The 24,677-nt window shown below is 38.1% G+C and carries 26 protein-coding genes, 4 tRNA genes and 1 other RNA gene; 18 read left to right on the forward strand and 13 right to left on the reverse strand.

Features of this window, described 5'->3' with window-relative positions:
- Nucleotides 1-59 precede the first annotated feature (59 nt).
- Both AC1M9F_RS05530 and AC1M9F_RS05535 read left to right on the forward strand, forming a co-directional pair.
- On the forward strand, nt 60-1,685 hold the full coding sequence (locus AC1M9F_RS05530) for an NAD+ synthase (RefSeq protein ID WP_481597255.1): 1,626 nt from the start codon (nt 60-62) through the stop codon (nt 1,683-1,685).
- Nucleotides 1,678-2,697: a hypothetical protein gene (locus AC1M9F_RS05535; protein WP_481597256.1), complete on the forward strand. Its 1,020-nt coding sequence runs from the start codon at nt 1,678-1,680 to the stop codon at nt 2,695-2,697. Before AC1M9F_RS05530 ends, AC1M9F_RS05535 begins: the two co-directional genes overlap by 8 nt.
- A gap of 35 nt (nt 2,698-2,732) precedes the next feature.
- Here the strand turns inward: AC1M9F_RS05535 and AC1M9F_RS05540 are convergent.
- Nucleotides 2,733-2,809: transfer RNA gene (locus AC1M9F_RS05540), tRNA-Met, on the reverse strand.
- A 256-nt stretch (nt 2,810-3,065) separates the two neighbouring features.
- On the opposite strand from AC1M9F_RS05540, the gene AC1M9F_RS05545 reads away from it, so the two are divergent.
- The gene (locus AC1M9F_RS05545) at nt 3,066-3,374 is read left to right on the forward strand and encodes a hypothetical protein (RefSeq protein WP_481597257.1); all 309 of its coding nucleotides are present in this window, start codon (nt 3,066-3,068) and stop codon (nt 3,372-3,374) included.
- Between the two features lie 57 nt (nt 3,375-3,431).
- Here the strand turns inward: AC1M9F_RS05545 and AC1M9F_RS05550 are convergent.
- The 4 genes from AC1M9F_RS05550 to coaD form a co-directional block, all read right to left on the reverse strand.
- A tRNA-Met gene (locus AC1M9F_RS05550) sits at nt 3,432-3,508 on the reverse strand.
- Nucleotides 3,509-3,580: 72 nt separating this feature from the next.
- Nucleotides 3,581-3,962: RNase P RNA component class A (gene rnpB, locus AC1M9F_RS05555), an RNA gene on the reverse strand.
- 28 nt (nt 3,963-3,990) lie between these two features.
- The gene (locus AC1M9F_RS05560) at nt 3,991-4,254 is read right to left on the reverse strand and encodes a YfhL family 4Fe-4S dicluster ferredoxin (protein WP_180027945.1); all 264 of its coding nucleotides are present in this window, start codon (nt 4,252-4,254) and stop codon (nt 3,991-3,993) included.
- Nucleotide 4,255: 1 nt separating this feature from the next.
- Complete coding sequence (coaD, locus tag AC1M9F_RS05565) at nt 4,256-4,747, reverse strand: pantetheine-phosphate adenylyltransferase (protein WP_035269911.1); 492 nt, start codon at nt 4,745-4,747, stop codon at nt 4,256-4,258.
- A gap of 139 nt (nt 4,748-4,886) precedes the next feature.
- Here coaD and smpB point away from each other — a divergent pair, with 139 nt between their 5' ends.
- Nucleotides 4,887-5,363, forward strand: coding sequence for an SsrA-binding protein SmpB (smpB, locus tag AC1M9F_RS05570; protein ID WP_035269908.1), 477 nt, complete (start codon nt 4,887-4,889; stop codon nt 5,361-5,363).
- Nucleotides 5,364-5,392: 29 nt separating this feature from the next.
- On the opposite strand, the gene AC1M9F_RS05575 is transcribed toward smpB, so the two are convergent.
- The 4 genes from AC1M9F_RS05575 to rluD form a co-directional block, all read right to left on the reverse strand.
- Nucleotides 5,393-6,712 carry a hypothetical protein gene (locus tag AC1M9F_RS05575; RefSeq protein ID WP_481597258.1) on the reverse strand — a complete coding sequence of 440 codons (1,320 nt, stop codon included), beginning with the start codon at nt 6,710-6,712 and terminating at the stop codon, nt 5,393-5,395.
- Nucleotides 6,713-6,948: 236 nt separating this feature from the next.
- On the reverse strand, nt 6,949-8,244 hold the full coding sequence (locus AC1M9F_RS05580) for a hypothetical protein (protein ID WP_481597259.1): 1,296 nt from the start codon (nt 8,242-8,244) through the stop codon (nt 6,949-6,951).
- A 332-nt stretch (nt 8,245-8,576) separates the two neighbouring features.
- Complete coding sequence (pgeF, locus tag AC1M9F_RS05585; RefSeq protein ID WP_481597260.1) at nt 8,577-9,317, reverse strand: peptidoglycan editing factor PgeF; 741 nt, start codon at nt 9,315-9,317, stop codon at nt 8,577-8,579.
- A gap of 17 nt (nt 9,318-9,334) precedes the next feature.
- Entirely contained in the window at nt 9,335-10,387 is a 1,053-nt protein-coding gene (rluD, locus tag AC1M9F_RS05590; protein ID WP_035269298.1) for a 23S rRNA pseudouridine(1911/1915/1917) synthase RluD, read from the reverse strand.
- A 71-nt stretch (nt 10,388-10,458) separates the two neighbouring features.
- Between rluD and AC1M9F_RS05595 the strand changes: the two genes are divergently transcribed.
- Both AC1M9F_RS05595 and AC1M9F_RS05600 read left to right on the forward strand, forming a co-directional pair.
- Nucleotides 10,459-11,475 carry an outer membrane protein assembly factor BamD gene (locus AC1M9F_RS05595; protein ID WP_180027950.1) on the forward strand — a complete coding sequence of 339 codons (1,017 nt, stop codon included), beginning with the start codon at nt 10,459-10,461 and terminating at the stop codon, nt 11,473-11,475.
- A 129-nt stretch (nt 11,476-11,604) separates the two neighbouring features.
- Nucleotides 11,605-13,500, forward strand: a complete 1,896-nt coding sequence (locus tag AC1M9F_RS05600) for a DNA primase (RefSeq protein WP_481597261.1) — start codon at nt 11,605-11,607, stop codon at nt 13,498-13,500.
- Nucleotides 13,501-13,523: 23 nt separating this feature from the next.
- Here AC1M9F_RS05600 and hemA read toward each other — a convergent pair whose 3' ends face one another.
- Entirely contained in the window at nt 13,524-14,807 is a 1,284-nt protein-coding gene (gene hemA, locus AC1M9F_RS05605) for a glutamyl-tRNA reductase (RefSeq protein ID WP_481597262.1), read from the reverse strand.
- Nucleotides 14,808-14,883: 76 nt separating this feature from the next.
- On the opposite strand from hemA, the gene AC1M9F_RS05610 reads away from it, so the two are divergent.
- From AC1M9F_RS05610 to panD, 9 genes are all read left to right on the forward strand, one after another.
- A complete protein-coding gene (locus AC1M9F_RS05610) occupies nt 14,884-16,596 on the forward strand; it encodes a tetratricopeptide repeat protein (RefSeq protein ID WP_481597263.1) in 1,713 nt (570 codons plus the stop codon).
- 6 nt (nt 16,597-16,602) lie between these two features.
- Nucleotides 16,603-17,187 carry a lipoprotein insertase outer membrane protein LolB gene (gene lolB / locus AC1M9F_RS05615; protein WP_481597264.1) on the forward strand — a complete coding sequence of 195 codons (585 nt, stop codon included), beginning with the start codon at nt 16,603-16,605 and terminating at the stop codon, nt 17,185-17,187.
- A gap of 12 nt (nt 17,188-17,199) precedes the next feature.
- A complete protein-coding gene (ispE, locus tag AC1M9F_RS05620; RefSeq protein WP_035269285.1) occupies nt 17,200-18,030 on the forward strand; it encodes a 4-(cytidine 5'-diphospho)-2-C-methyl-D-erythritol kinase in 831 nt (276 codons plus the stop codon).
- Nucleotides 18,031-18,035: 5 nt separating this feature from the next.
- Nucleotides 18,036-18,110, forward strand: a tRNA-Gln gene (locus AC1M9F_RS05625).
- Nucleotides 18,111-18,201: 91 nt separating this feature from the next.
- Nucleotides 18,202-18,276: transfer RNA gene (locus AC1M9F_RS05630), tRNA-Gln, on the forward strand.
- Nucleotides 18,277-18,312: 36 nt separating this feature from the next.
- Complete coding sequence (locus AC1M9F_RS05635) at nt 18,313-19,266, forward strand: ribose-phosphate pyrophosphokinase (protein ID WP_035269283.1); 954 nt, start codon at nt 18,313-18,315, stop codon at nt 19,264-19,266.
- A 98-nt stretch (nt 19,267-19,364) separates the two neighbouring features.
- The gene (rplY, locus tag AC1M9F_RS05640; RefSeq protein ID WP_035269282.1) at nt 19,365-19,661 is read left to right on the forward strand and encodes a 50S ribosomal protein L25; all 297 of its coding nucleotides are present in this window, start codon (nt 19,365-19,367) and stop codon (nt 19,659-19,661) included.
- A 19-nt stretch (nt 19,662-19,680) separates the two neighbouring features.
- Nucleotides 19,681-20,259: an aminoacyl-tRNA hydrolase gene (pth, locus tag AC1M9F_RS05645; RefSeq protein ID WP_481597265.1), complete on the forward strand. Its 579-nt coding sequence runs from the start codon at nt 19,681-19,683 to the stop codon at nt 20,257-20,259.
- Between the two features lie 147 nt (nt 20,260-20,406).
- Nucleotides 20,407-20,787 carry an aspartate 1-decarboxylase gene (gene panD / locus AC1M9F_RS05650; protein ID WP_035269276.1) on the forward strand — a complete coding sequence of 127 codons (381 nt, stop codon included), beginning with the start codon at nt 20,407-20,409 and terminating at the stop codon, nt 20,785-20,787.
- Nucleotides 20,788-20,845: 58 nt separating this feature from the next.
- Here the strand turns inward: panD and AC1M9F_RS05655 are convergent, their stop codons facing one another.
- The gene (locus AC1M9F_RS05655; RefSeq protein ID WP_481597266.1) at nt 20,846-21,352 is read right to left on the reverse strand and encodes a DUF1289 domain-containing protein; all 507 of its coding nucleotides are present in this window, start codon (nt 21,350-21,352) and stop codon (nt 20,846-20,848) included.
- 91 nt (nt 21,353-21,443) lie between these two features.
- Between AC1M9F_RS05655 and trhO the strand changes: the two genes are divergently transcribed.
- The 3 genes from trhO to AC1M9F_RS05670 all read left to right on the forward strand — a co-directional run bounded on the left by trhO (nt 21,444) and on the right by AC1M9F_RS05670 (nt 23,589).
- Entirely contained in the window at nt 21,444-22,376 is a 933-nt protein-coding gene (gene trhO / locus AC1M9F_RS05660; protein ID WP_035270894.1) for an oxygen-dependent tRNA uridine(34) hydroxylase TrhO, read from the forward strand.
- A gap of 195 nt (nt 22,377-22,571) precedes the next feature.
- Complete coding sequence (locus AC1M9F_RS05665) at nt 22,572-22,913, forward strand: hypothetical protein (RefSeq protein WP_481597267.1); 342 nt, start codon at nt 22,572-22,574, stop codon at nt 22,911-22,913.
- Nucleotides 22,914-22,980: 67 nt separating this feature from the next.
- Nucleotides 22,981-23,589 (forward strand): DedA family protein, encoded by a 609-nt coding sequence (locus AC1M9F_RS05670; RefSeq protein ID WP_481597268.1) that lies wholly within the window; start codon nt 22,981-22,983, stop codon nt 23,587-23,589.
- A gap of 26 nt (nt 23,590-23,615) precedes the next feature.
- On the opposite strand, the gene AC1M9F_RS05675 is transcribed toward AC1M9F_RS05670, so the two are convergent.
- Together AC1M9F_RS05675 and AC1M9F_RS05680 are read right to left on the reverse strand one after the other, a co-directional pair.
- Nucleotides 23,616-24,140 (reverse strand): YecA/YgfB family protein, encoded by a 525-nt coding sequence (locus AC1M9F_RS05675; protein ID WP_179997742.1) that lies wholly within the window; start codon nt 24,138-24,140, stop codon nt 23,616-23,618.
- 66 nt (nt 24,141-24,206) lie between these two features.
- Nucleotides 24,207-24,413 carry a PA3496 family putative envelope integrity protein gene (locus tag AC1M9F_RS05680; RefSeq protein ID WP_092766845.1) on the reverse strand — a complete coding sequence of 69 codons (207 nt, stop codon included), beginning with the start codon at nt 24,411-24,413 and terminating at the stop codon, nt 24,207-24,209.
- Nucleotides 24,414-24,677: the final 264 nt, after the last annotated feature.

Raw genomic sequence — 24,677 nt, forward strand, 5'->3', positions numbered from 1 at the left:
TTACTCCAATAAAATCAGCACGTGCTGTATATAAACCTATAGGATAGGACTTGGTTTAAATGAATAGTTTTAAAGTTTCTCTTGCTCAATTCTCTCCATTTGTCGGCAATTTAGAAGCCAATGTTCAACGAATGATTGAACTCGCTAACGAAGCCAAACAGCAAAATGCCAATATCATTGTGTTTCCTGAACTTTCGACCATTGGCTATCCTGCAGAGGATCTCCTACTTCGTCCAAGCCTAAGCAAACGTACAGCATCAGCTTTCGAAAAACTGGCTGAAGTGAAAGACATTGTGATGGTATTTGGTTTTGTTAATCAAGCTGATTCGGGTGCACGCTATAACTCTGCAGCCGTTATGAAAGATGGGCAAGTATTAGGTATTTATAACAAGCAAAATTTACCAAATTATAGTGTTTTTGATGAAAAGAGATATTTCGCTGAGGGTCATCAACACCTTGTATTTGAATATTTAGGACATAAATTCGGTGTATTAATTTGCGAAGATGTCTGGACGCTAGAGAGTGTACAACAACTTGCCAAACTAAATGTTGAAACTGTTCTTGTGCTAAATGCCTCACCATACGAAGTTGGAAAGCCTCAACACCGTGTTGTTACGCTTAAAGAGTTAGCTAAACAATTGAATCTCAATCTTGTTTATGTCAACCAAGTGGGTGGGCAAGATGATCTCATTTTCGACGGAACAAGTTTCGTTGTAAATGCAAATGGTGAAGTTGTACTTGAAGCACCAAGCTTTAAAGAAGACCTTTTTCATGTTGAATATGAAGCAGAGCTTAAATCTTTTAAAGCCGCTACCAAAGCACCTGCATTAGATACGATTGCAGAAATTTACCAAGCTTTGGTTTTAGCAACACGAGATTATGTACAACGCTCAGGTTTCCCTGGTGTCATTCTTGGTCTCTCTGGTGGTATTGACTCAGCGCTTACTCTTGCAATCGCTGTCGATGCTATTGGAGCAGATAAAGTTCAAGCGGTTATGATGCCTTACACATATACCTCTCAAATCAGTGTTGAAGACGCGACTGAGCAGGCAAAACGCATGGGAGTCACTTTTGGTATTGCGGAAATTCACCCAATCGTCAACAGCTTTATGCAGACATTACACCCATTCTTCGGCAATTCTCCTGCTGATGCAACTGAGGAAAATTTACAAGCTCGCGCACGCGGCACCTTATTAATGGGCCTGTCGAATAAATTTGGTAATCTTGTTTTATCTACAGGTAACAAATCTGAATTATCTGTTGGTTACTGCACACTGTACGGTGATATGGTCGGTGGTTTTGCTGTACTTAAAGATGTTTATAAAACGATTGTATTTGAGTTAGCAAAATACCGTAATAGTTTGGAAGATACGCCTGTAATCCCTGAACGTGTGATTACTCGCCCACCTTCTGCTGAATTGCGCCCTGATCAAAAAGATCAAGACTCTTTACCACCTTACGATGTTCTTGATGCAATTTTATATGCATATATTGAAGAAGATCAGAGTCTTGAAGATATTATTTCTAAAGGTTTTGATCGAGATATCGTGACTAAAGTCATTGGATTGGTTGATCGCAACGAATATAAGCGCCGTCAGGGTGCAATTGGTCCACGTATATCCTCTCGTGCATTTAGCCGCGAACGCCGCTATCCAATCGTAAATGGATGGAAAGCAGGTGTCTAACTCGACACAACTCAATCAATTTGCTCAAGCACTTATGCTTGAGCAAATTCGGTTTACGCAACAGTATTTATTAAATGCTGAATCTAATGCTGTACTAGACACGTTTGTTTCAGAGGCTTATGCTCAGTTCAATCGAATCAAACTAAAAGACATTGTAAATCTTGAACAACTTCATGCTGTTGTTTCAAAATATGCTTTTGAATTAAATCTTGGACCTGATTTACTAGAGTTTATTGGCGCAGTTGCACAACGTATTTACCTTCATTTAAAGGATTCAAATGCTTTAATCGGAGATTTAATTTCTGACCATGATTTTGGGCTTTGGCTAAATAAAATTCTTGAATTAGATCAAGTACGTTATGGTTTAAAACAACAAATTTTAAGTAATGAGAAGGCGCATGCAGTAAGTCTTCAATTAGCAAATCAAATTTTAGAAAAATATACACCTTGGCTGGATAGGCTTCGAAAAAATAAAGTTCAAAATAATACGGTCAAATCAAAGATTTTTAATTTTCTCCAAGATCAGCAACACACATTAGAGTTAAAACTAGAATCCCAACTTGCAAATGCAATATTGGTTCAATTAGGCGAAATTATCACACTGCCTCAAAATGAACTTTATGAAATCATTCAACATATTTGGTCAGATCTCCAATTTCAAAAAATTTCAGCTCAGCTTGAGCAGATTGAGGCCATTGATGTCGAAGATTTTTTTATTCTGGTCTATGAAACCTGGAGAAATTTACGCCAGTCCTCTGAGATTCAGTCCATCATTTTAGAAGTGGTTGATGAGTTCTATGAATATTTTGGTGATTACAGTTTACAAGCTTTACTCACGGCTGTTGGACTAACTCAAGAAGATTTAGTGATCGAAGCCCATCGTTTTGCACCTCAGCTTATCAGCATGTTAAATGATTTTGGCGTTCTAGAACAATTAATTCAAAGTTTGATTCAGCCTTTTTATCAAGCACAATCTACACTTGATATTATCTCAAAACATTTTGAGAAATAAAAAAAAGACCATGCGGTGAGCATGGTCTATAAAAATGGTGGCTATGACGGGACTTGAACCTGTGACCCCCGCATTATGAGTGCGGTGCTCTAACCAACTGAGCTACATAGCCGTAAACTGTGGGCGCATTATCTTAAGTTATCGTTGTATCGTCAAGCATACGAAAGCACTAATGATCACCCTTTATACAAATAAACCTTATTTGAACAAAATTAATCCATAATTATATGATTTTATTGTAATAGTAAGGTTTCAATGACATCAAAATCATGCTCAATCCTCAATATTTTATTCTCATATGCTGTTTAAGCCTTGTGAGCGGATGCCAAACGACTCACCCCATATTTGTGAATTATCACGGTGTACGCATGGATGTCGCTCAATGGATCAATGCTCAAAACTTTATAACCATGCAACAAAAACGAACTCTAGTTCAATTAAGCCGTGCTCAACAAAAGCTCGTGCATATTGATGTCATTCCTGAACATCATAAACTTGCCGTGAGTAAAGAGAATGCGGTTGCTCTTCATTGTGCACAGCTTTATTTGTCTGAGCAAAAAATTGAAAGCTTGCAAAATATTGTGTTTTCAAATGTAAATCAGACAGCCGTTTTAGCACAATTTGAACAAGAGTTTCCAAAAATTAAGCTAGATTCTCAGCTTATTCAGTGCCAATGAAAACTCAAGATTTCACACATAAAAAAAGACCACACTAGTGAGTGTGGTCTATAAAAATGGTGGCTATGACGGGACTTGAACCTGTGACCCCCGCATTATGAGTGCGGTGCTCTAACCAACTGAGCTACATAGCCGTAAACTGTGGGCGCATTATCTACTTGATTGATGTATCCGTCAAGTAATATCGGCACTGTTTGATCAAAATTTGTTGAAGTGAGCCGATAAGCCGGGTTCTGTCTAGAACGATCATTCCTCTAGGCATACAATCACTCATATGCTCAAGCGACCTACCCGAATCCAGTATGGGCCATACCTTAAGGATTCCTATTTGGTCTTGCTTCAGGTGGGGTTTACCATGCCATGAACTGTTACCAGTCATGCGGTGCGCTCTTACCGCACCCTTTCACCCTTACCATATTCTAGGCTAAACCGAAGTTCAGTTGCAAAATGGCGGTCTACTCTCTGCTGCACTTTCCGTAGGCTTACGCCTCCCAGGCGTTACCTGGCACCTTGCCCGATGAAGCCCGGACTTTCCTCCCCTGCTTTAGTCACGAAGACCTTCACAGCAGCGATCGTCTGGCTCACTTCAAGTGGCGCATCTTAACAAACTTTGAGATCAATTGCTCGTGCTTTTTTGAGCAATTAGTTTTTTATACTTTTCCAGCAATTCATCCTCAGATTCCACATGATTAGGATCTTTAGGAATACAGTCTACTGGGCAGAATAATGAACACTGGGGTTGGTCATAATGACCAATACATTCAGTACATAGATTCGGATCAATTTCATAGATCAGTTCACCCATATAAATCGCTTCATTTGGGCATACAGGCTCACAAACGTCACAATTGATGCACTCATCCGTAATAATTAAAGACACTCTACCAACCTTGCTGATGCTTACGTTCAAATGCCTCAACAACTGCTTTTGGCACAAATTTCGTCACATCACCTTTCAAACGTGCAATTTCACGAACTAATGTGGATGAAATAAACGAGTATTGCTCTGACGGCGTTAAAAATACAGCTTCAAAATTTGAATCTAATTGACGATTCATATTTGCAAGTTGAAACTCATATTCAAAGTCAGATACTGCTCTTAAACCTCTGAGTACAGCTGTTGCCTTTTGCTCTTGAAAAAAATTCACCAACAAACCATCAAAACCAACAAATTCTACGTTATCTAAATGGCTTAATGATGATTTTGCAAGCGCAACTCGCTCATCTAAACTAAACACTGGATTTTTGTGATGACCAATTGCAATCGCAACTACAACTTCATCAAACATTTTTGCAGCACGAGAGACAAGATCAATATGACCATTGGTAATAGGATCGAATGTTCCCGGATAGATGACACGAGTTTTAGACATCCATTTATACTCTAAGATTATTATGTAGGCGCATAGTTTAACAAAAACTCAATTCACACGCACACTTGTTGACAGTGAAATGACTTCACCTCAAGCCAAGTTTGAGGCAAAATAGGCCTAATCTTGGAATATTTGTATTATGTCGAAATCGATTGTAGTTAAAAAAAATAATAGTGGCACTATTGCGCTAAATAAACGTGCACGTCACGATTATTTTATTGAGGAAAAATTTGAAGCTGGTTTAGCGTTACAAGGTTGGGAAGTAAAATCTCTTCGCGCTGGACGCATGAGTATCACGGAAAGCTATATTATTTTCAAAAATAATGAAGCTTATTTATTTGGTGCTCAAATTCAACCTCTTCTTTCTGCTTCAACTCATATCGTTCCCGAAGCAACACGTACTCGTAAGCTACTTCTTTCACGTCGTGAACTCGAGAAACTCCAAGGGGCGATCAATCAAAAAGGTTACACATGTGTACCTTTGGCGTGCTATTGGAAAGGTCGTTTAGTCAAACTCGAAATTGCACTTGTTAAAGGTAAACAATTACACGACAAACGTGCCACTGAAAAAGACCGCGATTGGCAGCGCGATAAAGCAAGAATTTTTCATAAATAAAAAAACCGCTCATTTGAGCGGTTTTTTTATTAACAAAACCTTAAATTTCCATAACAGTTTGGAGCAAAGGTTTGATTTTTAAGTTGTAAATCTTTTAATGGAAAATTTACATTGGTATTCGGGAAATGAACATTCCCAACACCAAGTTTGTCACCAAACAGACAATCAAGTGCATTACAAGATGGAGGATTTCGACTGATATAATCACTGATTGGTCCAACCACTTGTTTTAACACATCATTCGTAATATCGATACGCTTCTCAGGTGTTACATCCCCAATATTGATCGAATCATTAAATGCCATCCACCAACCCTGCTGTGCAGCAACGTCAGCATTTGGCCACCAGATTTCACTGTTTTGAACAGAGAGTGAGAATGGATTGTTTACAGGGATTTTATGAATTAAACCTAAGTTTTGATCTACCGTAATGTTGGCTTTTAAACCTGTAATGTTACCACTGACCTCTTTTTGCAAATTCAGTAATCCTACCCCTAGCACTTGGATATTAGCCGTGAGATTACCACCAAAATTCAATTGATTAATATTGGCAACACCTGTCAATTGTGCAGAACTCATTCGAGTACCAGAGACCGTAGTTCCATTAATCTGAATTGGTGCCGTCGTTTCTTGTAATGCTAAATTGTAATTATTCGATTTAAAATCGAGTGTCAAAGTAGGTGCGATAATACAAATTAAACAAATTCTTGCATTCACTTTTCCATCGATAGTTTGACCAGTATCAGCATAAGTCATACTTCGAGCATTAGTATAGCCCATACCCTGAGTGGGATTAATTTTTAAATAACCACTGAGTGAGTTAATACCATTCGGTTTGTCAGAGTTTTCATCACCAAGCGTCAGTAAACCTAATACTTTTTCAGCACTGAGACGCAAACCCACAACTTCTCGAGTTGATGCAGATGTTGGATTTTTTACCGCGAACTCTAAAAATGGATTGGTTAGCTTGGCTGAAGAACCAGCACGACCTTCTCTAGTGTCTGACATACCACTCAAACTCAGATTTTCGATATCAATGTCACATCCACCTGCTCCATTAATACCACCACAGCCAAGTTGTAAATGCTTAATATTTGCATTGAGTTCTATATCTGCTTCCATTCCAAGCTTATAAAAGCCAACACCTTTACCTCGCATATTGTTTGCCCCATCATTGGGATCAATATAACTCATACTTAACAAAGCTTGGCCATTTGTCGCTGATAACTCTTCATCACTCATCATTTTTAAATCATTATGAATGTTATTAGCCGTTGCATACAAAGGAATCAACACTAAGCATGATGTTGAGAAAATCAATTTGATAGAACCAAGTAAACTCTTCAACATTAGAGTCTCCATATTATTTTTATTCAGGCTTAATCCATAAGCAACATCATTACTATCTATAAATTAATGAAAAAAATAAAGAGGCTTAAAACTTGCTAAATGAATTAAAATATAGAAATTAAAATAAAATTTAATATTTTCTAGAGACTTACATCACATTATTGATTTTTAAAATGTGATGTATATTCCAATTTATCCGATGAAATGCAAACTTAAAACTCAAGTATATCTATTATTTAGCAGAATTTTAAACTTCCATAACAGTTTGGGGCAAAGGATTGATTTTTTAACTGTAAGTTTACCAAATCCATATTCACTCTTGAATTTGTTAATGGAACCTCACCTAATCTAAAATTACCTGCTAAACAACTTGTTGCTAAAAAACCACATTCGATTGGATTAGCCTGTAAATAATTACTAATTAGCGGTACAACTTGTTTAATCACTGCATCTGTCACAACCACTTTTTGACTCGGAGTAACATTACCTATATCAATTGGGTCCTCGATTGAAAGCCACCAACCTGTCTGAGCAGCAACACTCGCTCCAGTCCAATGTATATCTTGTTTTTGCATCGATAGAGAAAATGGATTACTCAAAGGTAAGCGGTGAATATATCCAAGGTTCTCTGAAACTTTAACATCTACATTTAGGTTTGAAACATTACCCGTAATGTCACCAGATAGTGGTATAGGCACAAGCCCCCAGAGTTTAGCATTTGCAGAAATTTTACCTGACAATGCAATGTTATCTATTCGAGCAACACCTGTTAAATAGACATTTGACATTCTGTTACCACTAATAGTTTGGCCATTAATTTTTAAAGAGCCGCTTCCCTCAGCTAAATTTAAAGCATAATCATTAGACGTAAAGTCTGCACTTACGAAACCTGTTGTACTCTTTGCTTTTCCGTAAACTAATTCTCCAAGATTGTTAAAATTTACACCAGAACGAGCTGCTGTTGTCGCAGTTCCAACAGCGTCCCTAATCTTCAGATAGCCACTTAAACTATTGATACCATTTGGTTTTTCAGAGTTCTCACTACCAAGCGTTAATAATCCTAGTACTTTTTCTGCACTTAAACGAACACCAACCATTTCACGTGTGGAAGCTGAATCTGGGTTTTTTATAGCAAACTCTAAAAATGGATTGGTTAGTTGGGCACTTGATTGGACTCGTCCTTCACGAGTTTCTGCAACCCCTGACAAACTTAAGTTATCGATATCAATATCACAACCGTTTGCACCATTTACTCCACCGCATCCAAGTTGCAATCTTTTGATGTTAGCATTTAAATCTAATTGGGCTTCCATTCCCATTTTATAAAATCCAATATTTTGACCAGAATTCTTATTGACGGAATCTGCAGGTGAAATATAGCTTAAGCTCATGAGTGCTTTACCTTCAACATGTGAAAGTTCAGCGTCAGTCAGTTCTTGCATTGGAGCAGCATACGCTAATGTTATTGAAGTCAATCCATAGATGACAGGAATACAAAAATTTCTTGATTTCGCGAATCCTATTAAGATCATCATTGTCTCCACAATTTTTTATTTTTATGTCTTGTCTAACAAAAAGACAATGTAATATTCACTATTATATAAATTTTTACTATCAAATTGTGATTGATCTAACATTTTTGTATTTAAATAATTCATATTTCAAAAAAAATGGTCTAGTAATGAATCACTTATATCAACTTAGCAACTTGTAAATTAATGTATTTTTATTTAAATCTTTCATTTAAATAAACAACAGATCGAAGTGATTAAATAAAATCTCAAACATAAGTAAAGATGATGAGCTTTAAGAAAGTCATCATTTAAATACCCAAACGATCTGATTGAAACTAAATAAATTCTTTTCACTCCATGAAGACAAATGTCGCCATGCGGCCGGTTTTTGAATTACGGCGATGAGAATAATATGTTTGATCCTCCGTGTAGCTACATCGCTCACCTCCAAGAACCTGTTCCACCCCTAAACTTTTCAATATATGGCGAGCAATCGCATAGAGATCTCCGTAATACTTACCCTCTAGATCTCCCTTTTGAAATGCTGAACTTAATTCTGGAATCCTATCGCAGAATGTGTGCATTACTTCTTCACCCACTTCAAAGCATGGCTGACTAATTGCCGCACCTAACCACGCCCAAGAGGGTTGAGTGCTCATGGCATTGACTGTATTTTCAATAATGCCATTTGCCAATCCTCGCCAACCTGCATGCAAATTAGCGACTTCAGTACCATCTTTGTTACCGAGAACCACCGGTAAACAATCTGCCGTCATCATCATTAATGCATGTTGTTTTTGCTGTGTCACTAAACCATCGCCATTTAGGGCGTGTAAGCTCATGTCATCATTTACAACGTGACAGATTGTACTGTGCGTTTGGTTCATCCAAGTTAATCGATTCACCCCATAGACTGAAAAGTCATTTAACAAGCTCATTCTATGCCGATGAACACGTTCTGGTTGATCATTTACATGCAACGCCAAGTTAAAACCTTCTAAATCAGTCTGTGGTGTTTTCAGTGCGTGAGGGTGACTCAATTCTGTTTGTCCTACCACGACACCTTTGGGCAAACCTTGCACAATTTGCATGTAAACTTTCCTTTAATTTAGTAAGCCTTATTTTCCGTACGAAGAGTCTCAAGTAATGCTGTGAAATCTTCAGGCCATGGTGCTTCAAACATCATTTCTTCACCTGTCCGTGGATGTACTAACCCCAATTTTGATGCATGAAGTGCTTGACGTCTAAACTCTCGTAAATGAGTAGCAAGTTTTTCCGAAGCACCTGCAGGTACTTTGACACGACTGACATAAACTGGATCACCGACCAAAGGGAAACCAATATAAGTGAAATGCACACGAATCTGATGAGTACGTCCAGTTTCTAATTGTGCTTGAACACGTGTGAAATTTTGGAATCTTTCTTTCACATTATAGTGAGTCACGGCATCACGACCACCTGGTAAGATCGCCATTTTTACACGATCTACAGGATGACGTTTAATCGGCTCATCAATTTTACCGCCTGCAATAATATTGCCATAACAAATTAAATCATAAATTCGATAAACTGATTTTTTCGCTAACTGTTTACTTAAGGAAAATTGAGCTTCTAAATTTTTAGCTACAACCAAGAGACCACTAGTATCTTTATCGATACGGTGTACTAGACCAGCTCGAGATAATTCTGCTGATTTAGGAAAATGATATAAAAGTGCATTAACCAAAGTACCATTCGGGTTTCCTGCGCCAGGATGTACAACCATCCCCACTGGCTTGTTAATGACTAAGATGTCATCATCTTCATAAATAATATCTAAAGGGATATTTTCAGGTTGACTGGTGACTTGGGCTTCAAGCTCTACATCAAGCGTGAGTAGCTCATTCCCTTCACTTTTATATTTTGGTTTCACAACTTGACCATTTACCAACAAATGACCATCCTTCAACCATTGTTTCAATTTTTCACGCGAAAATTCGTTCCAAGCGAGTGCTGCAACTTGATCTATTCGCTGACCAAGAGAACTCTCATCCACTTGAAATTGCAACGATAAACGTGTTGCAGTTGGGGCTGAAGTATGGTTATCTGCATCCTCAGAATCTTCAAGTAAATTGATGTCGATTTCTGGGAAATTAGAATTAGAAGTTTGTGCTGAAGTCATTTGCTCATTCGGACAAAAGTGGTTTAATAGTGCAATTGTAGCCTATTGCCCGTATAAACAGAGGAATTTTTATGTCGCTACCACGTTATAAAGTTACAATGCTTGCTTTATCGCTAGGCTTAGCAGCAACATTTGTGGGCTGTAGCAGTAATCCCAAGAAGGATGTTGTGGATACTGGACCTAAATCAACCGAACAATCTTATTTCGATAAAGCACAAAAAGCATTAGATCGTGGTCAATATAGCGATGCAGCACAATCATTAGAAGCAATTGAAACTTATTACCCTACAGGTCAATATACTCAACAAGCTCAACTCGATCTTTTATATGCTCGTTTTCAACAAAAAGACTATGAAGCTGTTATTGCTCTAGCAGACCGTTTTATTCGGTTAAACCCTCAACATCCTAATGTTGATTATGCTTACTATGTTCGTGGTGTGGCGAATATGGAGCAAAACTATGATGGTCTCATCCGCTACACATCACTCCAACAGGCTCATCGTGATGTCAGCTATTTGAAAGTTGCATATCAAAATTTTGTTGATTTCATTCGTCGTTTCCCAAGTAGTCAGTATGCTGTAGATGCTGCTCAGCGCATGAAGTTTATTGGTCAAGAACTTGCTGAAAGTGAAATGAATGCGGCTCGCTTTAACTTAAAGCGTAAAGCTTGGCTTGCAGCAGTTGAGCGTGGACAATGGGTTGTGGAACATTTCCCTCAAACACCTCAAGTACCAGAAGCGCTTGCAACGATTGCTTACGGATACGATAAACTCGGTGACAAGGCAACATCTCAACAATACGTTGAAGTGCTAAAGCTAAACTACCCTCATCTTGTGAAGTCTAATGGTGAGGTCGATTTACGCGCAGCACGTAAAGATGGAAGTTGGTTAAATCGTGCAACCTTAGGTATTTTAGGTCGTGAAGCACGCAGTCAAACAACAGCAGAAGTATCAGCAGAGCAATCTGACAACACCAATACACAACCCAGTTTATTGAATCGCTTAAGCTTTGGCTTGCTTGGTAATAAAGATCACAATGTGGAAAGTGCGCCAGCAAATGAAAGTATGTACGACCCACAGCGTCAATAATCCATTCTTATGAATCAAAAAAGGTGGGATTACCCACCTTTTTTATTGCATGGCTTTATTTATCGTCTTAAGTGTTTAGGATAGACTTAATTCAATCACTTTATTCCTCATTCTTTTGGCTTTTTAATTATGGCAATTCCACAACATACGATTGATCAAATTTTAGATCGAACTGACATCGTCGATCTTATTGGCCAACGTGTGAAATTAAAAAAGTCAGGTCGTACCTATTCAGGCTGTTGTCCTTTTCATCAAGAGAAAACACCTTCTTTTCACGTCTACCGTGATAAGCAATATTTCCACTGTTTCGGTTGCCAAGCCAATGGAAATGCAATTCGCTTTATGATGGATATTGATAATCGCAATTTCATCGAGGTGATTAAAGACCTGGCAAGCCAAACCGGTATCGAATTACCTAAAGACAATCAAGACAATAAAAAACTCTCATACAAGAGAGAACCTATTAAACCTTACCAAGAAAAGCAACCGCAGGCACCCATTGAAGCAAATGCAGCAGAAATCATTTCTCCGCCTACTTCAGCTTTTGATGTAGATCCTTTTGAAGCATTTCAAAACTATGAATTCGATGAGTATCAATTTAATACAGATAACTTGAATTCAGTTGAGGTCGCACCTGAAGGTAATTTATACGATCTTCTTGAAAATGTTGCTTTATTTTATGAAAAACAACTTCCAAATAGCCAAATTGCGCAACAGTATTTTCAGCGACGCGGACTAAGTGATACCACGATTAAGTATTGGCGATTAGGTTATGCCCCAGAAGATTGGCAACATCTTGAAAAAGCATTTCCGCAAGATATTGAAGGATTAAAACTACTCGGTTTGATCAGAACCAGTGATTCTGGTCGTGATTTTGATCTACTACGAGAACGTGTCATTTTTCCTATACGTGATGCAAAAGGTCGCGTTGTCGGATTTGGTGGACGAGCATTGAATGACGAGATCAAACCCAAATACATCAACTCTCCAGACTCTGAAGTTTTCCATAAAAACCAACTACTCTATGGCTTATATGAAGGTCGTAAGCTCAAAGCCAATCATTGGTTAATGGTTGAAGGTTACATGGATGTCATCGCATTACAGCAAGCTGGCATTCCTGGCGCAGTTGCCACCTTGGGGACGGCGAGCAATGCTGATCACTTGAATCTATTATTTAAACAAAACAATCAGTTAACTATTGCTTTTGATGGTGATTCGGCTGGTCAAAAAGCTGCTCGACGCACTTTAGAAATTGCACTTCCCCTCTTAAATGATGGTCGTGAACTGAAATTTTTTATTCTACCTGCGGAGCATGATCCTGACTCATTAGTTCGTAAGGACGGTGTTGAAACTTTCAATCGACTTTGGCAACAATCACCACTCTTATCAGAGTTTGCTTTTTCACTTCTCAGTCAACAATATCAAATCAATACACCTGAAGGTAAAAGTCAGGTCATGGCTGAGCTAAATCAACTCACCAATCTGATGCCTAAGCAAGGTTCGTATCGCTATTTGATTCGTCAATATTTCAAAGAAAAATTAGGATTCAATAAAAAGTGGCAGCCTCAAGTGAGTCTTGACGCTTCATTATCATTTAATATTCGCACACGAGATGAAGATTTCGCAGTGGCAATGTTAATGTACCATCCTTTTCTTTATATTCATTTTGAAGTATTACGCGCAGTGATTCCTGAAGATGAATTGCTTGCAAAAGTATTAAAAATTTTTAATGTCATTTTTGATGATCTGCCAGATGACCAAGAGTTGGCGAGTTATTATATTTTGGGTGCATGTAGCCCATTTCATCATGAACTCTCTGAGATTTTAAAACGTACTAATATTCAAACACTCACTGAAGCCCCTGAAATGGCTGATAAACTTGCCTCAGAATACTCACTTTCACTCCAAGAAAAATATCTGAGAATCAAATTTAAAGCAGCAAAATCATTAAATGAGTCTAAAAACTTAAGACAACAACTGAATGAGCTAACCAAAAAAATTGGACTACGCTTACTACATGAATAAATAAAAGCGGTCAGTGACCGCTTTTATTTTTTTAGTTTTCGCTGAGCACTAAAAATATCTTCTAAATGTTCTTTAATCGTTTCATAGACATCAGGATTTTCATCTTTAGCGACTTCTCTGAGTAAGATGGATGTAGGATGTAATAGCTTTTGCGTCAAACGATGCGCCATTTCCTGCATGACAATGGCTGCATCATCGCCAGAGGCTAAACGATCTAATGCATGCTCTAATTCAAATGCTTTAACTTTATCTCCATGAGCACGATACTCACTAATTGTCGCTCCAGCTTGTGAAACTTTCTGCTGAGTCACCAATTGTGTTGCTAGTTGATTGACCATCACTTCAGCTTCAACAGCGGCTTGGCGTCGCTGCGCTAAGTTTTCATCAATAACACCTTGAAGATCGTCCACCCCATAAAGGTAAACACCATCCAAACTTTCAGCCTTAGATTCAATATCGCGAGGAACAGCCAAATCCACCATCAACATTTGACGGTAACGACGTTTTTTTAGTGCTGACTTAACATCTTGATAGGAAATGACCTGATGTAAACTTCCTGTACAACTTGAAATCACATCAGCGCGATGTAAATTTTGAGCTAAATCAACAAAAGGAATAATTTCTACCGCAACACGATGTGATATTTCTTGCGCTAAAAGTTCCGCCCGTTCCTGACCACGGTTACAAATTAAAATTTTAGCAACGCCCATTTCAGCTAAGTGCTTTGCAACCAAGCTATTCATTTCACCTGCTGCAACCACCATAACGGTTAATTGTTCAGGCTTACTAAAAACTTGTAGTGCTAACTGTGCTACCGCATACCCCATGGATACAGCATGACTACCGACCGCTGTTTCTGAACGCACTTTCTTAGCAGCATAAAATGCATATTCAAAAATACGATTTAAATTTTGTGAAACAACTTCAGACTCTTTTGCTAAATTAAGTGCAGACTTAACTTGCCCCATAATCTGAGGCTCTCCAAGCATGAGTGAATCTAATCCTGATGCAACACGCATCAAATGTGTCACAGCATCTGTATTTTCATAACGGTAAATATGATTTTGTAATTGTTTTACATCAATGCCATTTTTTTGAGCGAGCCAATCTAATACCATCTCCGCATTATCAGCGATGGCGTAGACTTCAGTACGATTACAGGTTGACACCACAACCATATCGTTCAGCTGGTCATGGTGACTTTGTTCAGCCAACAATAGTTTTAACTTTTCAGGGTTAAAAGCAACTTGCTCTCGTAATTCAACTGAGGCTGTTTGATGGTTGACACCCAATGCAAAGAAAGACATATCAGATCATCAATTGGCTAAATTTATGCTATTGTGCAATAACGGTGTCATAAAAAGCAGTACTTGGATAAAAAAATTGCGTCAAACAATGAGCCGCACAACCGGCATGACAATTCGACAGTATTCTACCACACTCTTGTTAGTGAGTAGCATGACTTACAGTGCTCATATTAGAGCATCTGGAGAATTTTACCATGCCAATTTAAATCATAAAGTTTTACAACAGGCTATGGTTGCAGAATTTGCTTTAGCTGCACATGACACACCGACTGCTTTACACAACTATACCGTACTTGCAATCCAAACCAGTTCAACAGCTTTAAAACAACGTGCACTTAACGTCGCACTCGAACAAAACGACTTACAAGCCGCTTTAGATATTGCAACCCATTGGGTGGTGCAAGAACCCAAAGATGTACCTGCAAAATTCTATCTTGCGCATATCGCATTAAAGTCACACGAATATGAACTTGCTGCTGATGTGCTCGATGATATTTTAAATTTAGATCCTGAATCAGATTTAGAACAAATTCTTGAAGGAATTTCTCCGGAATCCCCTGAGGATCGAGCATATTTATTAAACACTTTGCGTAATAGTAAAACGCGTAACAATCCTTCAATTCTTGTTTTGATTGCGAGTTTACAAGCACAAAATAATGAAATCGAAAATGCCTTAATTACTTTAAATAAAGCATTAAAAAAACGCCCCAAATCAACAGGGTTTATCTTACTGAAAGCAAACTTACTCATGGCTTTAGGCGACGAAGAAGAGACGCTAAAATGGTTTGAAAAAAGTGCTCGTAAAAATCGTAATAATTTAGAGCTCAGTCTGGCTGAAATCCGCTACTTAATTAAACTGAATAAAAATGAACAGGCGTTAAGCAAATTAAAACGCATCATAAAAAAATGGCCTGATTCGGAAGAAGCTCTTTTTATCGCTGGTCTAACCTCAATTGATCTCAAAGAATATGAGCTTGCTGAACAGTATTTGGTCGAACTACGTGCATCTGGACAGTATCAAAATGATGCTTATTTTTATTTGGCATTAAATGCTGAACGAAAACAACATTTTGAAACAGCTAAAGCTTATTATCGACTTGTAGATGGTAATTTATATATGGTTTCTAGACGAAATCTAATTTCAATCTATGACAAACAAAATCGCTTAAGTGATGCGCTGCGCTTTCTGACTCAGGAACGGGTGAATTACCCCCAACATGCGAGTTTCTTATATCAAGCACAAGCTGAAATACTCAAAAAAATGGGCAATAACAAAGCTGCTTTGGGCTTACTCAAAGAAGCGGCTAAAAACTTAACTGATGACCCTGAAATTTTATATTCTCAAGTCTTATTACTTGATCCATTTACGGATCGCGATCAATTAGATGAATTGCTTAAAAAATTACTCACGATCGAACCCAATAGTCCAACATATCTGAATGCGTATGCATATACTCTGGCGTTGCAAAATCGTCGTTTAGATGAGGCGAGACAATATGCCGAACAAGCTTTAGACAATGCCCCAGAACAAGCATCTATCTTAGATACCTTAGGCTATATCTGCTTTCTTCAAAACGATTTTGACACTTCCACCCGTGTACTTGCGAAAGCATATCAACTCAGCCAAAGTCCAAATATTGGCATTCGATATGCTAAATCGCTTTATATGCTGGGTTCACTGGAAGAATTTAGCCAAGTGTTACATCAACTCCATCAAAATCATCCAAATCATCCTCAATTGGATCAACTCGATAGTTTATTGTTGCCACAAAATATCAAAAAGAGTTAATACTGTATGATCTTAAATTTAAAATCATTATTGCTGATTGCCACAAGTAGTGCGCTTCTTGGGTTAACTGGCTGTCAATCAATTCAAACTCAACCATCACCGCCAACAATGCAAAACCTTGAACAATCAAATCAATTTAATCTTCAGGGTAAAATTGGCGTTAAGACCCCCAAGCAATCAGGCAGTGCTTTTTTTACTTGGCAACAGCAAGATGAACAGTTTGATATCGAGTTAAGCGGAATTCTTGGAGTCGGTAAAACTCAAATCTCAGGTCAACCTGGTCAAGTGACACTGAACAGTGCCAAAACTGGTGAAATTACAGCCAACTCACCTGAAGAGTTATTGTTTCGTGCAACAGGTTGGGAAGCACCAATTACTTATTTAGTCGATTGGGTACAAGCTAAGCAAGCGACTGAAGAAGCTGAAATTCAAAAAGACGAATCGATGCGAATCAGTGAAATTAAAGAACAAGGTTGGCATATTCAATTATCTTACAACGGTCAATCTACACAACCAAACCGTTTGATTTTAAAGCAACAACTTGAAGATGGAACTGAAAATCGTATTACAATGGTAATTCAAAATCGTTAAGTTTGATTATTTATGATTCGTGTACCCTCCCCTGCAAAACTGAATTTGTTTTTACACATTACGGGGCGCCGTGAAAATGGTTACCATGAGTTGCAAACTATTTTTCAGTTGATAGATCTTTGTGATTGGATGGAATTTACTCCAATCTCTAACCAATCTATCTCCATTTCAGGCCTATCAGAAGTAAGTCTTGAACAAAATTTGATTTATCGTGCAATGATGATGCTGAAACCCTATGCCAAAAGTGAAAAATTAGGCATTCATGTCAACATCGAAAAAAATATACCGATGGGTGCAGGACTCGGTGGTGGCTCTTCAAATGCGGCTACCGCGTTATTAATCATGAATCAACTTTGGCAATGTGGCTTAAATCGTGATCAATTAGCAGAAATTGGTGTACAACTGGGTGCGGATGTTCCCATCTTTATCCATGGTCGTAATGCATGGGCAGAAGGTATTGGTGAACACTTAACATTCATAGACTTAGATCAAAAACAATACATTGTGTTAAAACCTGACTGTTTTATCAGCACTCAACTGCTTTTTTCACAAAAATCGTTGACAAGAGACACGAAGACCTCTAAATTTTGCGCCTATCAGATAAAGCCATCTGATTTCAGAAATAACTTTGAACCTCTGGCAAGAAGTCTATATGCTGAAGTCGATGAAGCAATGCAATATTTAGATCAGTTCGGTGTTGCAAAACTTACAGGTACAGGTGCTTGTGTTTTTACTGAAGTAACGACTGAAATGAACATTGATGACATTCTTGCTCATTCACCTTGTAAAGCTTACTTAGTGAATAGTTTAGAACAATCACCATTGAATCAAATCATCGTTTAAATGATAGGGGCGTCGCCAAGTGGTAAGGCAGCGGGTTTTGATCTCGCCATCCGTTGGTTCGAATCCAGCCGCCCCTGCCAATTTAGTTCAAAAAGACAGAACATTGGTATCATGAGTTGAGTCAAACAATCTTGACAAACCCATATAAAACCATTAAAGTTCTGCCGCATTAGGGGCGTCGCCAAGTGGTAAGGCAGCGGGTTTTGATCTCGCCATCCGTTGGTTCGAATCCAGCCGCCCCTGCCATCTCATTCTATACATTTCAACCGCCAAGGGTGCTTCATGCCCAATCTTGTCGTTTTTAGTGGAACTGCGCATCCACAATTCGCCCAAAAAGTCGTTAGCCACTTGCATATCCCTCTAGGTGCTGCATCTGTAGGTCAATTCTCTGATGGTGAAATCGCTGTCGAAATCACTGAGAATGTCCGTGGTAAAGACGTATTCATCGTTCAGCCTACTTGTGCTCCAACTAATGATAACCTTATGGAAATCTTAGTAATGGCAGATGCATTGCGTCGTGCAAGTGCTGGTCGTATCACTGCTGTAATTCCTTATTTCGGTTATGCTCGCCAAGACCGTCGTCCTCGTTCTTCACGTGTTCCAATTACTGCAAAAGTAGTAGCAGATATGCTAACAACTGTAGGTATTGACCGTGTTGTGATGATCGATCTTCATGCTGACCAAATTCAAGGTTTCTTCGACATCCCTGTAGACAACATTTACGGTACGCCAGCGCTTTTAGCTGACTTACGTCAACAGTCTCATGACAACCTTATGGTTGTTTCGCCAGACGTTGGTGGTGTTGTTCGTGCTCGTGCTGTTGCGAAACAAATGGGCGATATCGATTTAGCTATCATCGACAAACGTCGTCAAAAAGCAAATGAATCACAAGTGATGCATTTGATTGGTGATGTTAAAGATCGCGACTGTGTGATCGTTGATGACATGGTTGATACAGCTGGTACTTTATGTAAAGCCGCTGATGCATTGAAGACTTTTGGTGCGCGTCGTGTCGTAGCATATGCTACTCACCCTGTTTTATCTGGTAAAGCGATCGAGAATTTGAAAAACTCTGTTATCGACGAACTTGTTGTGACAGATACAATTCCGCTTTCAGAAGAAGCTTTAGCTCTTGGTAAGATTCGCCAAGTTTCAGTTGCGAGTATGGTTGCTGAAACAATTCGTCGTATTAACAACGAAGAATCTATTAGCGCAATGTTTGATTCTTATCTATAATAGAGCGCTAAAATTTTAAAGCCCTGCCTTTTGGTAGGGCTTTCTATCACTAGATCGGTCGCAGATCTAGTTCACTTAACTTAAATAGGATGTCTCTCATGGCAAACTTCGTATTAAATGCAGTAGCACGTGAAGAAGCAGTACAAGGGAAAGGTGCGAGCCGCCGCCTTCGTCTTCAATCTAAAGTTCCTGCTATCATCTATGGTGGTGATGCTGCACCTGTAGCAATTACACTTGAGCTTCGTCAGCTTGTTAAATACTTAGAAGACAACGCTTTCTTTGAAGAAGTAATTGAAATTGATGTTGATGGTAAAGTTGAAAGCGTTAAAATCCAAGCTTTACAACGTCACCCAGCTAAAAACACTCCAATGCACGCTGACTTCAAACGCGCATAAGTGTTGATGGTGTAAATTAGTGTCTCATATTTCACTGATTGTTGGTTTGGGCAACCCTGGTAAAGAGTATGCTCAAACCCGCCATAATGCAGGCTTCTGGTATGTAGAACGTCTTGCAGAACAATATGGCATAACACTTAAAAATGACCCTAAGTTTAATGGATTAAGTGGTCGCGGTAATGTAGAAGAACAAGATGTTCGACTTTTATTACCTTCAACCTTTATGAACCGTTCTGGTCAAAGTGTTGTACCCTTCGCAAAATTCTACCAAATCTCTCCAGAAGCAATGCTTATTGCTCACGATGAACTTGATATGGATCCAGGTATCATTCGCCTCAAAACGGGTGGTGGTCATGGTGGTCATAACGGTTTACGTGACATTGTTCCTCATACTGGCCCTAACTTCCATCGTTTACGTATTGGAATTGGACACCCTGGATCAAAAGACCGTGTATCAGGTCATGTTCTAGGTAAAGCACCCTCAAGTGAACAAACGCTCATTGACGATGCAATTCATCATGCACTAAGTCGTACAAAATTATTAGTGAATGGTGAAATTCAGCAGGCAATGAATCAAATAAATGCCTACAAGCCGTAGTTGATAAATTTAATTTTTGTTCAACAATTTTTCTTGCCACGATGAAAATTTGAGGGCAAAATGCGCTTTCAAATGCTTCACCCAAATTAAAAAACTGTTGTTTCTAGATAATAAAACAATCTTAGAACAACTCAGGAGACGCTTCCCATGCTATCTCGTTTATTAAAAGCTAAAATCCACCGTGCAGTTGTAACACAAGCTGAACTTCATTATGAAGGTTCATGTGCAATTGATGGTGTATTACTAGATTTAGCTGGTATTCGTGAATATGAAGAAATTCATATTTGGAATGTAACTAATGGCAAGCGTTTTACAACTTACGCAATCCGTGGTGAAGAAAACTCAGGCATTATTTCTGTAAATGGTGGTGCTGCTCACCAAGCAGATTTAGGTGACATTATTATTATCGCGACTTTCGGTGATTTTACTGTTGCAGAAGCTGATGCACATAAACCACGTTTGGTTTATGCAAATCCAGATAACACTGTGAATCACACAGCAAATTGTATTCCTGTCCAAGTTGCTTAATGATTGACTAAAAACTCGCTTACTTGAGCGAGTTTTTTTATAACAAATTATCATAGAATTACTCTTCATCCACCAACTGCAAGCTCTGGCTAATCCCATCTGCTCTTAGCCAAGCTAATTCATAACTGGCATTCGCCAAAGCCAATACCCGACGTTCAAACTCAGTCCAGATCGGTTTAACATGTGGAGCTGAAATACCTAAACCACTCTGCTCTGCTAAATGCTTGTTTTTTTCGCAAATTTTAAGCGCATGATATAATTTTCGGCCTTTTGAAGCATTCTCCAATATTCGGATTCTTTTTGATTCAATGAATTTTTCCACCTCAGAAAGTTGAGCATGAGGAAGCATTGGAACCAAAATTTGATCCAGTTGTTGATCTAAACGCTTCCAAATACTCAGTCGTTGTTCTTCATTATAAGTATTCCATTGAATCACTTCATGATTAAAACGTCGACAACCACGACATACCGCATCACCAAACACTGTTGAACAACGTCCCGCACATGGTGTTAATGAAGGGATTCGACGCGCTGTATTCAAAATATTTTCCTCATATAAAACCATAAATTTTCTATGGCTTTCTCGCATATTTTCAAAAATCGCGTTAGAATACGCGCCTGATTTTATCCCTATATTAATACATTTGGAGTACTCCATGAACGCTACTGTAGAACAGCTTGCACCTGTAGAACAGCAAGCGACCACTGGTTGGGTTGTTGCGGCACTTTATCAATTTAAAGAAGTTGAAGATTCTCTAGCACTTCAACAAAAATTACTTGAGTTGGTAAAAACCATCAACCTATGCGGTACTCTGATTGTTGCCCATGAAGGGATTAACGGAACAGTTGCAGGTGACCGCCATGCAATTGATGTCATTCATCAATTCCTTTTAAATGAAGGATTTAATGACATGGAATATAAAGAGTCACACAGTGACGAAAAACCATTCCGTAAAATGAAAATCAAACATAAAAAAGAAATCGTGACTTTAGGTGTTCCAGTGAAGCCACGCGACTTAGTTGGTCACTATCTAGACCCTAAAGAATGGAATGAACTCATTGCACGTGATGACGTGATCTTAGTCGATACAAGAAATGATTACGAATACAAAGCAGGCACATTCAAAGGGGCAATTGATCCAAAAACTGAAACGTTCCGCGAATTCCCTGAATATGTAAAAAACAATCTTGAACAGCATAAAGATAAAAAGATTGCCATGTTTTGTACAGGCGGGATTCGTTGTGAAAAATCAACTTCACTACTTCTTCAAGAAGGCTTTAAAGAGGTATATCACCTCAAAGGTGGTATTCTTAAATATTTAGAAGAAACCCCTCCTGAAGAAAGTTTATGGGAAGGTGAATGCTTTGTTTTTGATGGTCGTACTGCGGTTACACACGGAGTGGAAGAAGGTCAAAATGTGAAGTGCCATGCTTGTGGTTGGCCATTAACCCCTGAAGAAGTAGCATTACCAAGTTACGAACATGGCGTATCATGTGTTTATTGTATCGATAAAACAACAGAAAAGCAGAAAGAAGGTTTCCGTATGCGCCAGTCTCAGATTATTGCTGCAAAACGTAAACGCCTATAAATAAAAAATATTTTATTTAACTTACAAAAGCGTTGTCTACATTACAGTGTAGATGACGCTTTTTACATTGAACAAACAAAATTTCAATTCTGCTATATCACCATTACAAAGTTATTTTAGAACAACACAAAACACATGAAGTCATTCAGATAAATTTAATACGAAGGAAATAAATTTAGCTCAAGGATGAAAGTCATGAATCGAGTGCCATTCAAATATCTTCCTGTTCAACGGAATTTTGCTCACCATAATCATTTAGATCGTGTATCAGCTGTACCGACACATTTAAAATTTACATATATCGATTCACATAATTCTGATGTTAAATTGTATATACGTAACCAATCCCATTATTTTATCGTAACGTTAGGTGCTTGTATCGGCGCAATTATTGCTTTAGCAATCGGTTTTCAGATGAGAAATTCAATGAGTCTTATCTTCATCATCAGCATAGCTCCCCTTCTCGTCAGCTATATCCTACGAGAAGTCTATGTTCATACACTTATACAAATTCAACATCCTAAATTAATGCATTAACTTAATTTCACTGTATTTTTTCTTAAAAACATCTAGCATAGGTTTAACTTTAAAATACAAATCACTTATGAAAGATTGGATCATTTCAGTGATGGAGCAATTGGGCTATTTCGGCATTGCTCTATTGATGTTTCTCGATAATGTTTTTCCACCTATACCCTCAGAGATTATTATGCCTTCAGCTGGCTATACCGCTTCTCAGGGTCAATTACTTTTGATCGGTGTCATTATTTCAGGAAGTATAGGTTCGCTCTTAGCTGCCGCTACGCTGTATTGGTTAGGACGTAAGATCTCTGATCAAAAGCTCTATGCGTTCGTTGAGAAATATGGCAAGTATTTATTTATTAAAGTAGCTGATGTTGATAAATCATTAGAATGGTTTGAAAGATATGGACATCGAATCGTTTTTTTTGGACGTATGGTTCCAGCAGTACGATCTCTTATTAGCATACCTGCAGGCATGAGCAAAATGCCTTTTGCGAAGTTTATGTTTTATAGTGGTTTAGGCACGGTTATATGGACCACATTTTTAGCATATGTGGGTTATTATTTTGGAAATAATTCTGAAATGATGCACAAAATATTTAGCCAAGTAAGCTATCTCATTCTCGCTATTGTCATCGGTATAATCATTTGGATTGTGTACCGCAGACAAAAAAGAAAGCACTCAAAATAAAAAAAGCACCTTACGGTGCTTTTTAATTAGTTCGGCGTATGATACATCAAATACAATTCATTCAAGTTATCTGGAATTTCTTCTGCAAGCTCATCCATCAATTGACCGTTACGGCGGAAAGATTCCATTTGAGGATCTTCTTCGTCAACACCACTAAACACCATAATTGGCAGAGTAAGATCAACCAATTGCTCTTCAAACTCAGGTGTGAACCATGCATCTTCATTTAAGAACATTGCATCGACAAAGCCTACACTCCAATCCCCAAGGCTTGACTCTACATCTGCTTCTTCAATTTCAAAAGGAAATTCAATACCTTCTTCATTGGCAAGTTTTTGACGTAAATCTTCTAACCAAAGTTTAATTTGAGCTACGATCTCTGCAGGCACTTTCTTTTGATTATTGTCAAATAATTCATCCAACCAACGATCAAATTGAGGACCTACAGCTGTCGCACACAAAAAACCATGAGTTGCAGCAAAATCTAGACCATGCTCATTTTGGTCGCCATCTAAGTAGTCACTTAACAAGTCTAAATCTAATGCACTCATTATATTTCCAAAGGTTGTATCTTAATTTCGTAGAATAACATTTTAGATCAGGATACCCAATCTAATTTAGTCTTCATCATCGTCGAAATCATCATCGTCAAAATCATATTCAAGATCTTTCAATTCACGATCTAAACGACGCTGTGCAAGTAAGTCATCAATCAAGCGACGCTTTTCTAATGATTCTTTGGCGCTAATTTTGCTCGTAGTTTCATCAAAACTAACATCATCATCACCGTAGTTATCATCTAGTTCAAAATCTGTAGAAGACACTAAAACTACCTCATGTGTGAAAAAATGAATGGGGCTAGGCGCTATTTATCTTTGTTCAGAATACTTGTCAAGTTTTATTTTATTTTTCGCTGATATTTATACAAATTTTAGTTTTTTTTGGACAAAAAAATATGTCATTATTTAATCAAGGATCAAATCCTTATTGCTGGTTTAAAATAAAAAGCATGATGTGCTTGAAATGAACAATTTTGACCCAATATTGACTTAAACAACTTAATTCATTGGTTTTCAAAACCAATTATA

The sequence above is a fragment of the Acinetobacter sp. ANC_7504 genome, assembly GCF_056779995.1.

Excerpts from the sequence above, each read along its gene's own strand:
- AC1M9F_RS05530 (WP_481597255.1), top strand. The coding sequence starts at position 60 with ATGAATAGTTTTAAAGTTTCTCTTGCTCAATTCTCTCCATTTGTCGGC.
- AC1M9F_RS05545 (WP_481597257.1), top strand. The coding sequence starts at position 3,066 with ATGGATGTCGCTCAATGGATCAATGCTCAAAACTTTATAACCATGCAA.
- coaD (WP_035269911.1), bottom strand. The coding sequence starts at position 4,747 with ATGTCTAAAACTCGTGTCATCTATCCGGGAACATTCGATCCTATTACC.
- smpB (WP_035269908.1), top strand. The coding sequence starts at position 4,887 with ATGTCGAAATCGATTGTAGTTAAAAAAAATAATAGTGGCACTATTGCG.
- AC1M9F_RS05575 (WP_481597258.1), bottom strand. The coding sequence starts at position 6,712 with ATGTTGAAGAGTTTACTTGGTTCTATCAAATTGATTTTCTCAACATCA.
- AC1M9F_RS05580 (WP_481597259.1), bottom strand. The coding sequence starts at position 8,244 with ATGATCTTAATAGGATTCGCGAAATCAAGAAATTTTTGTATTCCTGTC.
- pgeF (WP_481597260.1), bottom strand. The coding sequence starts at position 9,317 with ATGCAAATTGTGCAAGGTTTGCCCAAAGGTGTCGTGGTAGGACAAACA.
- rluD (WP_035269298.1), bottom strand. The coding sequence starts at position 10,387 with ATGACTTCAGCACAAACTTCTAATTCTAATTTCCCAGAAATCGACATC.
- AC1M9F_RS05595 (WP_180027950.1), top strand. The coding sequence starts at position 10,459 with ATGTCGCTACCACGTTATAAAGTTACAATGCTTGCTTTATCGCTAGGC.
- AC1M9F_RS05600 (WP_481597261.1), top strand. The coding sequence starts at position 11,605 with ATGGCAATTCCACAACATACGATTGATCAAATTTTAGATCGAACTGAC.
- hemA (WP_481597262.1), bottom strand. The coding sequence starts at position 14,807 with ATGTCTTTCTTTGCATTGGGTGTCAACCATCAAACAGCCTCAGTTGAA.
- lolB (WP_481597264.1), top strand. The coding sequence starts at position 16,603 with ATGATCTTAAATTTAAAATCATTATTGCTGATTGCCACAAGTAGTGCG.
- ispE (WP_035269285.1), top strand. The coding sequence starts at position 17,200 with ATGATTCGTGTACCCTCCCCTGCAAAACTGAATTTGTTTTTACACATT.
- AC1M9F_RS05635 (WP_035269283.1), top strand. The coding sequence starts at position 18,313 with ATGCCCAATCTTGTCGTTTTTAGTGGAACTGCGCATCCACAATTCGCC.
- rplY (WP_035269282.1), top strand. The coding sequence starts at position 19,365 with ATGGCAAACTTCGTATTAAATGCAGTAGCACGTGAAGAAGCAGTACAA.
- panD (WP_035269276.1), top strand. The coding sequence starts at position 20,407 with ATGCTATCTCGTTTATTAAAAGCTAAAATCCACCGTGCAGTTGTAACA.
- AC1M9F_RS05655 (WP_481597266.1), bottom strand. The coding sequence starts at position 21,352 with ATGGTTTTATATGAGGAAAATATTTTGAATACAGCGCGTCGAATCCCT.
- trhO (WP_035270894.1), top strand. The coding sequence starts at position 21,444 with ATGAACGCTACTGTAGAACAGCTTGCACCTGTAGAACAGCAAGCGACC.
- AC1M9F_RS05665 (WP_481597267.1), top strand. The coding sequence starts at position 22,572 with ATGAATCGAGTGCCATTCAAATATCTTCCTGTTCAACGGAATTTTGCT.
- AC1M9F_RS05670 (WP_481597268.1), top strand. The coding sequence starts at position 22,981 with ATGAAAGATTGGATCATTTCAGTGATGGAGCAATTGGGCTATTTCGGC.
- AC1M9F_RS05675 (WP_179997742.1), bottom strand. The coding sequence starts at position 24,140 with ATGAGTGCATTAGATTTAGACTTGTTAAGTGACTACTTAGATGGCGAC.